10 protein-coding genes and 2 pseudogenes are annotated in these 12,289 nt (G+C 44.6%); 1 reads left to right on the forward strand and 11 read right to left on the reverse strand.

What is annotated here, in order from left to right:
• Positions 1-262 precede the first annotated feature (262 nt).
• A complete protein-coding gene (locus Q0620_RS05580) occupies positions 263-3,250 on the forward strand; it encodes a TonB-dependent hemoglobin/transferrin/lactoferrin family receptor (RefSeq protein ID WP_298783648.1) in 2,988 nt (995 codons plus the stop codon).
• Positions 3,251-3,761: 511 nt separating this feature from the next.
• Here the strand turns inward: Q0620_RS05580 and Q0620_RS05585 are convergent.
• From Q0620_RS05585 to Q0620_RS05635, 11 genes and pseudogenes are all read right to left on the reverse strand, one after another.
• Entirely contained in the window at positions 3,762-4,211 is a 450-nt protein-coding gene (locus Q0620_RS05585; RefSeq protein WP_177388939.1) for a hypothetical protein, read from the reverse strand.
• A 647-nt stretch (positions 4,212-4,858) separates the two neighbouring features.
• Entirely contained in the window at positions 4,859-5,962 is a 1,104-nt protein-coding gene (gene ychF / locus Q0620_RS05590; protein ID WP_298783640.1) for a redox-regulated ATPase YchF, read from the reverse strand.
• Positions 5,963-7,423: a leucyl aminopeptidase gene (locus Q0620_RS05595; protein ID WP_298783642.1), complete on the reverse strand. Its 1,461-nt coding sequence runs from the start codon at positions 7,421-7,423 to the stop codon at positions 5,963-5,965.
• Complete coding sequence (locus tag Q0620_RS05600) at positions 7,398-8,015, reverse strand: DedA family protein (protein ID WP_177388946.1); 618 nt, start codon at positions 8,013-8,015, stop codon at positions 7,398-7,400. Before Q0620_RS05600 ends, Q0620_RS05595 begins: the two co-directional genes overlap by 26 nt.
• Before the next feature lie 2 nt (positions 8,016-8,017).
• The gene (locus Q0620_RS05605; RefSeq protein WP_291937052.1) at positions 8,018-8,566 is read right to left on the reverse strand and encodes an adenine phosphoribosyltransferase; all 549 of its coding nucleotides are present in this window, start codon (positions 8,564-8,566) and stop codon (positions 8,018-8,020) included.
• Positions 8,563-8,805, reverse strand: coding sequence for a hypothetical protein (locus Q0620_RS05610; protein WP_297882774.1), 243 nt, complete (start codon positions 8,803-8,805; stop codon positions 8,563-8,565). Before Q0620_RS05610 ends, Q0620_RS05605 begins: the two co-directional genes overlap by 4 nt.
• A 626-nt stretch (positions 8,806-9,431) precedes the next feature.
• Positions 9,432-9,677, reverse strand: a pseudogene (locus Q0620_RS05615) (RpiB/LacA/LacB family sugar-phosphate isomerase); the annotation flags it as partial.
• 309 nt (positions 9,678-9,986) lie between these two features.
• Positions 9,987-10,151, reverse strand: a pseudogene (locus Q0620_RS05620) (RpiB/LacA/LacB family sugar-phosphate isomerase); the annotation flags it as partial.
• 9 nt (positions 10,152-10,160) lie between these two features.
• Positions 10,161-11,006 (reverse strand): signal peptidase I, encoded by an 846-nt coding sequence (gene lepB / locus Q0620_RS05625; protein WP_298783644.1) that lies wholly within the window; start codon positions 11,004-11,006, stop codon positions 10,161-10,163.
• Positions 11,007-11,864, reverse strand: a complete 858-nt coding sequence (gene folD, locus Q0620_RS05630) for a bifunctional methylenetetrahydrofolate dehydrogenase/methenyltetrahydrofolate cyclohydrolase FolD (protein ID WP_298783645.1) — start codon at positions 11,862-11,864, stop codon at positions 11,007-11,009.
• Between the two features lie 222 nt (positions 11,865-12,086).
• Positions 12,087-12,289, reverse strand: a 203-nt coding sequence (locus tag Q0620_RS05635; protein ID WP_298783646.1) for a hypothetical protein, incomplete at its 5' end; no start/stop codon positions are given.

Below are 12,289 nucleotides of genomic sequence, written 5' to 3' on the forward strand. Positions count from 1 at the left end.
TTTCAAAAACGCTTTGCAAAATTTAGGCTATATTAAAGCTTAAAATACGCCTATTACGCATTTCTTGACTATTCAAAATTTTTTACTTCTTAAAAATCAAAATTTTAGCCATTTAAAATTTATACTTGAATTTAAACTGCAATTTAATTAAACATTAAAAATCTTTGTATTATTATTCGCCGCGTTAATAATCAATTCTATAATCATTAAGTAAGGAAATATGAATGTTTAGAAGATTCTCTCTCTCTCTCTCTATGCCTCGCTGCTCTTTTATGGCTCGCTTTACGCGGAAGAGCCGACCAACTCACAAGAACTCGGAACTATCCAGGTAACGGGCAATGTCGATTCGCAAAGCGTAGCCGAGCAAAAGGTCGGCGAAACCAAAACTACCGCGCAGACTATCAAGAAGCAGCAGATCACCGATAGTAGAGACTTGGTGCGATACCAAACCGGTATCACGGCGGTCGAGACGGGCAGATTCGGCGCTAGCGGATACGCCGTTCGCGGCGTGGACGAAAACCGCGTGGCTATCACGGTGGACGGGCTTCGCCAAGCGGAGACTCTAAGCTCGCAGGGCTTTAAAGACCTCTTTGAGGGGTATGGAAATTTTAATAACACAAGAAACGGCGTAGAGATGGAAAACGTCAAAACAGCCAATATCACCAAAGGAGCCGACTCCATAAAAGCGGGAAGCGGTGCACTCGGCGGATCGGTAATGTTTGAAACCAAAGACGCCAGGGATTTCTTGACGGAAAAGAACTATCATTTCGGCTTTAAACAGGGCTATCAAAGCGTCGATAGTCAAAATTTTCACTCCTTCACCGGTGCAGCTAGATACGGCTGGTTTGATCTTTTGGTTATAAACACCGATAGACACGGACATGAGAGAAAAAACTATTTCTACGACATATATGATAGTAAAGAGGACAAACTTCATATAGGAAAAACTCGTGAAAAGGCAGACCCATATACCATAACCAAAAAAAGCACACTCGTAAAGGTAGGGTTTCAGCCAGGCGATGAGAATAGATTTTCCGTTGGGATAGACGATTATAAGCTAAATTCTGACGGTGAAGATTTTTCTTATACATTAAGACAGGGTTTTCGTCCAAATGCTCCAGAAGTATATGGAGATAGGACAAACCACGATAGCTCAACCAGAAGAAACGTGCAATTTGCCTATGAAAATTTTAGCGAGACGCCGCTTTGGGATCATGTTAAAATTTCATATTCAAAGCAGAGTATTAAAAACCGTGCGATAAACAGAGAGGGCTGCCAAGGAAGTGCTTGCCAGCAAACACAAAATCCATCGGGAATGCATCTAAATGAAAACTCAAGTGGATATGATCTCGTAGATAAAGATAATAAGCCACTTAGTGTCGATCCTACTCCTGGTGGTTGGCAAGAGGGCGCTATTAGAGATGGTTCTGGCAATGCGCTTTCCCGTTATTCCGATTATACAATCAAAGATGGACTTTATTTAGATTGTTCCAAAATAGATTGCAATAAAAAATTTAAAGTATTGAAAGAAACATACGATGGGGATACTTGGGATTATAACTATGAATTGGTAGAAAGAGAGATAGAAAAACATACTCTTCCCGACGGAAGGGTTTACGGAACTATAAAAAAAGATTCCAGCGATGCAGACGATATGACGAAAGAACATAAATTATTTTTTCTAACTCCGTATACAGATGGCTATAATCGTATAATATATTCCGATAGGACATTAGAGACCAATACCCAGCAATTAAATTTGGATTTTGAGAAAGAGCTTAACCTATTTAACGTCATTGATAACTCCATATCATACGGCGGGCTTTTTGATAGAACAGATAAATCCATGATCAATAGAGACGGATTTTATGAAGGAAATTCGCAATGGTGGAATGATATATTTTTTGGCAAAACAGCCAAGGGAGTAATAAATCCGGATTGGAATAGGCTTGGAAGATTAAGAAATAATACTACTGACATTAACACCTATCTGATTCCGGTGCAAACTACGACTACGGCAAGCTATATCGGAGATGAAATTCAAATAACCAAATATGTAGGCTTTGATCTTGGCTACCGCTACGACAAGGTAAAGCATAAACCAAAATATACAGGCTATCCCGAAGTGCCAAGGGGTATGATAATAGGTCTTTGGGTGCCCTATCCTTATAATCCTTTTGACGGAACCGGAACATATAGCTATAAATCCTCTTATGGAGAGGAAAATTATCAGCAAAATTTAAAATTCCTGTTAAGAGAGAAGGAATACAAAAGCGGCTCATATAAACTAGGTCTAAATTTAGACCCGCTGGATTGGATGAGAATACAGCTAAAAAGTTCTAAAGGTTTCCGCGCTCCGACATCGGATGAGGCATATATGACCTTTAAGCATCCGGACTTTTCTATCCGTCCAAATATCGACCTGGAAGCCGAGATCGCAAGGACAAAAGAAGTCGCCCTTACCTTTTATAGCGAGAGAAGCCGCATAACTTTCGATGTTTTTAAGACGGATTATAAAAATTTTATCGATCTTGAATTTTTGGGAAATTTACAGGTCGTAGATCAGCAGATACCGTATCCGTTTTATCAAAACGTAAACCGAGATAGCGCCAAAGTTCATGGATTTGAGATAAATACCCATCTGGAGCTCGGCGATGTATCGGAGAGCCTGGAGGGATTTAGGCTGGGATATAAATACAGCAAACAAAAAGGCAGAATGTCGTGCGCCAGCAACGGCTCAAACGCCAATAATTCAAACTCCGGATGCAGCAGGGGCGAAGAGGTGCCGATGAATGCGATCCAACCGCCTACTTCCGTCTATAATATCGGCTATTCTACGCCCGGCGACAAATATGGCATTGATCTTTTCATCACCGACGTAGGAGCCAAGAAACGCAAAGATACCTACAATATGTATTGGAAAAGCCAAATCGAAAGAACGGATCCATATTGGGGGCATATCGATGCTTCTATAGTAAACGGAGAGCCCGTAACCGATAATACCAAAGGTTGGCGAAGCGGTGATTATACGGTAGTGGACGTTATTGCTTATGCAAAGCCGCAAAAAAATTTTAACTTTAGTCTAGGCGTTTACAACCTAACTAACGCCAAATATATCACTTGGGATAGCGCGCGCTCGATCAGGGCTTTCGGAACGGTCAATATGATCGATCAAGCGACGGGTGCGGGCATCGGTAGGTTTTACGCGCCGCGCAGAAATTTTAGATTTAACTGGGAGGTAACGTTTTAGTCCTTGGTGTGTTTCGATCCAAAATTTAAAACGAATTTGGATCGAAGTCTCGATTTGATCGAATTGAGCCCTGCTTTGTAATTTACGCTTTAAATTTATATCCAATGAGCCTTTACAACGCAAGAGCAAGATCGCTTCGTATTTTTGGCATTTCGATAAAATTTTTAGCGATATAATTTTTGCCGAACGGTAACATTTTGCGCGCGTATTAAATTTATATATCGCTGCTTTCGTTTATGTGGTTTTGGCTCAGAACCTACCGCCATGCGGTATAAATTTTACATTTCTATCGATAAAGCCTTTTTTACTAAGGTCAAAGACAAACTTTCATATCACCTAAATTTGCTCGCTGTATGATCCTAATAAAGACGAGTTAGAAGCACCGAAGACATTTGACAACCGCACGCGAAACTACGGCAGCTGGATGAGACCTACGATAAGGCGCACAAGACGATGCTTAAGACAAATGATTTTTTATTTATGCGTTAATACGCGGAAAAATAAAGACAAATTAGCCTCTATTTTTCTCGATTTCATATAAAATTTTGATTTTTTTACAAGCTCTTTGCAAGATGCAGAACCCTAAGGCAATATATAATAAAATGGACAACTTACTAATGCCGTAAAACCATATGGGAAATGTTACGATTAAAAAAACTATTAATATAAAATCCCAAATTATAGCTAGAGCCTGTTTCACTCTCATATAATTTGAATACTTAGCTAAAATCGAAATATGCGTTATGCTGGGCGACTCAGGGGAAAGATAACAATACGTTACCTCGACTATATCGCCGTTATCAGCAAACCATTGATCGGGATAGTCGAAAAATCTTATTCCTTTTACCTCAAATGTTATATACAGTCCGTCTCGCCCCCAGTCTGTTTCTAAGTTTTCTATCTTGCCGATAATTGTGAAAAATTTCAATTCACTTGAAGCTTTCTTTTTTAAATGCCACATTATTTTCCTCCAAATTTCGGTAAAATTTCGTAAAATATGCGCTACTTTCTGTGGCGTTCGCACTAAAATTTTAATTTTTGCACACCCGCATCAAGATAGGCGAGAAGTCCCATCAAAATCAATGTTAACGACACGCAATCATAGAAATTTGCTAAAACCGAGCAGCGTATGCGAAAACATACGCCCTTAATCTCAAAAAGCGCGAATATGTTGATACCTTTGCGCAATGTATGGACGCGCAAATTTCGATTCTGCCCGTGATTTTGCTTTTAGCTTCGGATTTTGGCAAAAGGTTCATATCTATAGTCCGTGCGCAAAATTCGCCACCGAAAGGTACGGCGGATTAAAATGCATAGAATTGTAAAGTTGAGCTTACTTACGATAATGTTTAAAGTTCCGTCCTGCGCGAGTTAAATTTTATATAATTTTAAAATCGAGCCAAACCCGAGCATACATTCGATCCCGGGGATTTTTTATAAAATTTCAAAATTTTAAATCGCTGCTTTCAACTAAAATTTTAAATTTCCGAATTCTCACACGCCATAGAAATTCAAATTTCGCAAATTTAAAAATTTGAATCGGATGTGCAAATTCGGCATAAATTAAAACCATGTAAATTTTAAATTTCGCTCGAATGCAGCGCAAATTTAAACGTTAAATCTAAAATGCATCACGTCGCCGTCTTGCACGACGTAGTCCTTGCCCTCAAGGCGCATTTTGCCCGCTTCTTTCGCCCTACCCTCGCCGCCGCACGCGATGAAATCATCAAATCCGATCACCTCGGCTCTGATAAATCCGCGCTCAAAGTCGTTGTGGATCACGCTCGCAGCCTTTGGAGCCTTCCAGCCCTTCGTGATCGTCCACGCGCGCACCTCCATCTCGCCTGCGGTAAAGTAGCTGATGAGGCTGAGCTTTGCGAAGGAGCGCTTGATGATGAGCTCCAGCCCGCTTTGCTGCGCGCCCAGGCTCTGCAGCATCTCGTGCGTCTCCTCGTCGCTTAGCCCTATGAGCTCCTCTTCGATCTTGGCGCAGAGCTTGATCACCTCGGCGCCACGGGCGTTTGCATATTCTCTTACGCGCGCGACATATTCGTTATCTTGCGCGATGCCGTCTTCGTCCAAATTTGCGCCGTAGATTACGTCCTTGGCGCTAAGCAGGCGCAGCTCGCGATTTAAAGCGATGTAGCTTTCGTCCTCTTTGAGCGCGAAATTTGAAGCGGGCTTGCCGTCGTTTAGATGCGCTAAAAGCTCGTTTGCCACGGCTAGCGCCTCTTTAGCGCCCTTTTGATTTGCTTTGGCTTCTTTGCTGAGGCGCTCAATCTTGCGACCAAGCTGCTCGATGTCCGCTAAAATAAGCTCGGTTTCGATGATCTCGATGTCGCGGATAGGATCGACGCAACCTTCGACGTGGGTTATGTCGCCGCTTTCGAAGCAGCGCACGATATGAAGGATGATCTCGCACTCGCGGATATTTGAAAGAAATTTATTCCCCAGCCCCTCGCCTTTGCTTGCTCCGCGTACGAGGCCCGCGATATCGACAAACTCGATGGTCGAATGCACGATGCGACCGGGCTTAACGATCTGTGCTAGCTTGCCAAGCCTGGCATCAGGCACAGGTACGACCGCTTTATTGGGCTCAATCGTGCAAAATGGATAGTTTTGCGCCTGCGCGTTTTGCGCGCCGCTAAGTGCATTAAAGGTGGTGGATTTGCCGACGTTCGGAAGCCCTACGATCCCTACTGAAAGCCCCATCTACGCGTCCTTCAGCTCTTTGGCTAGAGCCTGCAAGAAGTATAGGCTAGCTCTCACGCCCGCGCCAGTCGCGCCCGCGGCGTAATAGCCCCACGCCTTTTCCAGATACGCAGGCCCTGCGATATCTAGGTGCAGCCACCTGTCTTTATACTCCTCTTTTATAAATTTATCTAAAAATAGCCCCGCAGTTATCGCGCCGCCGTATCTGCTGGAAGCGCAGTTGGAGATGTCTGCGATACTGCTTTTAATTAGCTCGCGCAGATAATCGTTAAATTCCAAAATGCTAAATAGCTCGCCGCTGCAGCTGCTAAGATCTTTAAATTTACGCTTTAGCTCCTCGCTGTTTCCCATGATGCCACTCGTATATTCGCCTAGCCCCACGACGCAAGCGCCGGTAAGCGTCGCCATATCGATTAGCAGATCGGGGGCAAGATCCTGCGCGTAGCTTAGGCAGTCGGCAAGCACGAGCCGCCCCTCCGCGTCGGTGTTTCGCACCTCGATACTTACGCCGCTGCGGCTAAGTAGCACGTCGTCGGGTTTATACGAATCGCCGCCGATCATATTTTCAGTAGCGCCGATGACCGCATGTATCTCAAACGGTAGCTCAAGCTCGGCAGCGCCTTTGATGATACCCATTGCAGCGAGCGCGCCGCTTTTGTCGCTTTTCATCGTAAGCATATAATCGCTCGGCTTCAGACTTAGCCCGCCGCTGTCGTAAGTAAGCCCTTTGCCCACAAAAACGACGCGCTTTAGGCAGCGCTGCGGTTTATAGATCAGATGGATGAGGCGCGGCGGATGAGCGCTGGAGCGATTGACCGCCAAAAACGCATTCATATTCTGCTCGCGCAAAAAGTCCTCGTCGTAAATTTTAACGCTCACGTCGTCGTAGTTCGAGGCTAAAATTTCAGCCTCGCTCGCCATCTTTTCGGGCGTGTAAATTTCAGGGATCTCATTGACGCCGTCGCGCGCAAAATTTGCAGCGCTCGCCATCACGATGCCCTGCTGCACGCCGTAATTCATCTTTTGCACGTCGGGGCTACCGCCGCCGTATTCCTGCGTCGAGATTAAAATTTCATTCAAGCTAGAGCTTTTTTTATCGCTTTTATATTTGTTAAACTCATAACCGCCCAAAAGCACGCCCTCGACCATCGCCATCGTGCTTCTGCGGTCGCAGCCGCATTTGTAAAAGGCGATTTTAAAATTTTTGATCGCGTAGCCCTTAAGCGCGTTGTATGCACTCGCAAGTGCTGTGCGGACGCGGTCATATTCTAGCGCCTTGACGCCGATGTACAGCCGTCCGCTCTCGGCAAGCAGCAGATTGCCCTCACCTTTATAGTTAAAAAGCGCAAACTTATCCGCGTCTTTAATAAATTCGTGATTTAAATTTTTATCTACAACCAAAATAACTTCAAAATCCGCCTCTATCTCGTTAATTTTACGATCTAGCAGTTTTACTTTCATCTCGTTCCTTTCGTGAGTTCATAAAGTGATTTTCCATACGTTTAAATAACCTAAAAAATAGATATAAAATTCCGCCTATGATAGGTATAGCAAAATACCAGTGTTGCTCGATTAGCCGCAGCCCGCTCCAGATCTCCTCGCCAAAATACCACGCCAAAACCATCGTCGCGCCCGACCAGCACCAAGCACTAAAAAGATTGATAATCGCAAATTTCTTTGCGCTGTAGCGAGTGATACCGATACTCATCGGGATGATGACGCGGAAGCCATACATATAGCGCTGCATTAAAATTATCGGCCAACCGTAGCGTTGCAAAAGCAGGTGCGCGATCGCAAATTTTCGGCGCTGTGCCGCGAGCTTTTTACTGATATATTTTTTATTGTAGCGACCGATATAAAAATAAAACTGATCGCCACAAAATGCCCCAAGCCCCGCAACAAAGATACCTAGCGGCAAATTTATATGTCCCTCGTGCGCCATTATGCCGCCTAAAATCAGTGCGATTTCGCCTTCTAAAATACACCAAACAAAAAGCACGATATAGGCGTATTGGTGGTATTCTTGTAATAAATTTTTAAGTAGCTCTTCCAAAATCACGCCTCTAAAACGCAATAAACGTTTGTGCGACGCGAAAACTCGCCTAGATCGTTTAACTCGCGCAAATTTAATAAAAAGCACGCCTCGACGCACTTGGCCTGCGTCTGCGCGATGAGATCTAATGCCGCTCGTGCGGTGCCTCCGGTGGCGATAAGATCGTCAATTAGAAGCACCTTGGCATCCTGCACGCCGGAGAATGCATCCACGTGCATCTCGACCTGATCGAAGCCGTATTCAAGGCTGTATTTTTGCGAAATCGTGATATAAGGAAGCTTCTTTGGCTTTCTAATCGGCACAAAAGCGACCCTCAACCTCGCAGCAAGCGCCGCTGCAAAAATAAATCCGCGACTTTCTATGCCTACTATGTAATCAAGTCCGTAATCAGCATAGCGCTCGGCTAGATGATCAAGCAGGAAATTAAACGCCTCGCGATCGCCTACGAGCGTCGTGATATCGTAAAACAAAATACCGGGCTTTGGGAAGTCGCGCACGGTGCGGATCGAGCGAAATAAATAGCTTTTTTGCTCGCTGCTTAGGCTTTTCATAGCTTACCTCTTTTCAATCTTGCGTTTTGGATTTTTAAGCTGCAGTTTTCGCTCTCCTCGTTTTGCAGAGCCTCAATGCCGAAGCGAAGGGCAGTTTTGAGCTTTTCGTTATCGCTTTTAAGCTTTGAAATTTTCTGCTCGCTTTTACGAAGAAGGGCGTAAATTTTAGAATTTTTTCGGATCGATAGAATAAGTAGCGCTGCAAAAAATAGCGCTAAAACACCCAATGCTACGCTCATTGCTCGCCTCCTTCATTTGGATTTGCAAAGCGGCGCATAGTAGCGAGTGTTGCGTTAAAATACGCACTAGAAAGATTTGCTCCCTTTAAATTTATGCTCGTAATAGCAGAATTCTCATCTGTTAAACCCGCACTAGCGCAATTTACGTTTTCTGGCTTAACGCTCATGCAAACAGAATTTTTAGCCTTGAAATTTATAATTGCTGGGTTCAAACTGACAAAATATTTGTGGCTAGCTTTTTGAGCGAAATTTTTCTTGCAAACGCTCGCGCGCGTAAAATTTAACGTAGAATTTGTGCTAGTGGAATTTTTATCTAGCGGATTTTTCTCATTAAAGATTATCTTTGCGTGCGTCGAATCTAAATTTATATGACGTGCACCGCAAAAGCCTATCAAGGAATTCTCGCCGGTAAATAAGGAATTTTTATCGTTAAAGCTCCGTGCAAAATTTGACGCAGAATCCATGCCGATGGGATTTTTGCAAGAAGGATTTTTACCGCTGAAGTTTGATTTGGAATTTCGTCCGTTTAAATTAGCGCTACAGTTTTGTTCCGCAAAATTTTGAGCGGAATTCTGCATGAAATTCTCCCCGTCAAATCCAAGCATGCAATTCGCACTACCGCAAGCGCCTAGCTTTGCGACGCGCTTAATGTGCCTACCGCCCGCAAAATCGGTACTAAAAAATGCCTTAATCATATCTTCAATCACCAGCGCGCCCATTAATCGCTCGCCGAAGGCTAGAACGTTGGCGTCGTTGTGCTCTCTAGCTAGTCTAGCGCTCGTTGCGTCATGACACAGCGCGCAGCGGATGTGAGCGTGGCGGTTTGCGGCGATGCTGATACCGATGCCCGTACCGCAGATAAGAATTCCATAAATGCCATAACTTGTGGAATTTAAAATTTTATCTTTGCTCGCATTCTGGCTTACGGCTGCGTTTACGCAGGTAATCATGCTTTCGCTAGCGTTAAAATTTTGACGACTAGCGTTTTTAACAGCGTTAAAATTTTCATTTTTCCCGCTGCATTGTACGGCGTCGTTAAAATTTCCGCAGCCGTTTATGCTTGCGTCAAAATTTTCGTTGTCACTTGCTTCGGAATTTTCCGCGGCCGCAGCGGAATTTTCGCCGTCGTTTTCTTTAAAATTTTCACTTCTCGCGCAGGCTTCACATTCGGCTAAAATTTTATCCGCCAGCGCGCCCGCGAAATCGGGATAGTCCACGCTCGCTTCGGCACTATGCGTGCCAAGATCGACCGCTTCGTAACCTAAAGCGGCGAGCGCTTTTTTAGCTTGTTCTTTGGCACGAAAGCCCGCATGATCGCTCGCTATGAAAATTTTATTTATTTGCATTGCCGCTCCTTATTTTTGCTCATAGATTAGGCTCTCGTCGTTTTGCAAGGTATCGACAAAGCGCCCGATTCGCTCCCAGCGGATCTTGCGATCGGCATCGATACTAAAATATGTAAACCACGGCTTACCGACGATCAGACGATAAGGTACCGGACCCCAGAAGCGGCTATCGGCGGAATTATTGCGATTATCACCTATCATAAAATACTCATCCTGCGGCACTTTGATGTAAAAGGCATTGAAGCTTATCCCAGCAGCTTCGAAGCTGTGAGGAATTTCGCTTAGACTAATGGGCTTCATAGAAAATTCACCCTTCTCAAGTGCGATTTTGACATTTGTTAGCATCGAGTTCTTAGCATTAGGGTCGTAGTGAATGCCCTTAAATTTATACGGCTCTTTGACATATTTTTCGCCACCTAAAATCACAATGTCGCGGGCATCATAGTTCGCAGCAATGAACTCGTCACCTTCATGCGGACGAAGGTAGAAATTATTCAGATCAAATATCACCTCGTCGCCGCCTACGGCAAAATTTCGCTTTACAAAGTGCATTTTTTCATTAAGCGGATAGCGAAAAACCACGATGTCGCCGCGTTTCGGACCCTCGCCTCGGATGATATGCCCATCTCCGTCGCTATCAGGAGCTACCTGCCACTCTACAAACGGAATATGCGGGGTCGGGATGCCGTAGCTAAATTTTTTAACGAATAAAAAATCACCCTCCAAAAGCGTAGTGCGCATCGATCCGCTGGGGATCACGAAGGCTTGCGCAACAAAAAGAATGACGAATAAAACGACGATGACCGTCCCCGTCCAACTCGATAAAAAGTGATAAATTTTGCTTAGTATTTTCATTTAGGCTCTTTGTCTTAAGCGATTTTTCGCCGATTTTATCGTATTGCTCAAAAGCATCGCAATCGTCATCGGTCCCACGCCTCCGGGCACGGGCGTGATGAACGAGCATTTTGGCGCGACTGCTTCAAAATCGACGTCGCCTCTTAGCTTGCTGTCCTCGCCGCGATTGATCCCTACGTCGATCACCACTGCGCCTTGTTTTACCATATCGGCGCCCACAAAATGCGCCTTGCCGACCGCCACGACCAAAATATCGGCGTCTGCGCAAAGTTGCTTTAGGTTTTTCGTCTTACTATGAGCGATAGTGACGGTAGCGTCGGCATTTAGAAGCAGGCTAGCCATCGGCTTTCCTACGATATTGCTACGACCCAGCACGACGGCATTTTTGCCCGCGATCTGCACGCCGTATTCCTCAAGCAGGCGCATCACGCCAAGCGGAGTGCAAGGCACAAAACCGTCCGAAAGCCCGCTAGTAAGCTTGCCTACGTTTATCGCACTAAATCCGTCCACGTCCTTTTGCGGGCTTATTTTTTCTAAAATTTTATTCGTATCAATGTGCTTTGGAAGCGGCAACTGCACCAAGATGCCGTCAATGCTTTCGTCTTCGTTTAAATTTTCTATCAGTTCTAAAAGCGCCGCCTCGCTCACGTCGGAGCTCAAGCGGTGCGCTACGGATCGGATCCCACAGGCGGCGCAGGCTTTTTCCTTGCTCGCGACATAGGTCTTACTCGCCGCGTCCTCGCCTACCAAAATCACCGCCAGCGCGGGCTCTACGCCCTTTTCGGCAAGATCCGAAGCGTCCGATTTGATCTCATCTTTTACCTTCGCGCTTATGCTTCTGCCGTCGATTAAAGTCATTTAAAGCCTTTTTGAGAAATAGGGAATGTTACCCTAAAATTTATAAAATTTAGATTTATTTCGCGGATTTTACGGGAATTTTAAAGCGATTTTTAAATGAAATTCCGCAGCTTTAGACTAACGACATCTTACGTTAAATAGAATTTTAAGATAGCAAAATTTAAAGCCGGCGGAATTTAAGCTAAGCAAAATTCCGCCTATTGAGCTATGAATTTGCAGGGTTTATCGGAGCTGAGATTTCATAACGGGGCGAATGCCTTGACGCTGTTGAGCCTTTCTTACGGCATCCATACAACCACCGGTAGAGCAGCTTTGAGTGGGTTGCATCATAGGCTCTTTTTGTGGCTCTTGTTTGTGCGCTTGGCAGCCCGCTAGTATCGTTGCTGCAGCGACACATAAGATAAAATTTTTCATTTTGGTCCTTT

Origin of the sequence: uncultured Campylobacter sp. (assembly GCF_938017615.1) — a bacterium.
Classification (GTDB): domain Bacteria; phylum Campylobacterota; class Campylobacteria; order Campylobacterales; family Campylobacteraceae; genus Campylobacter_B.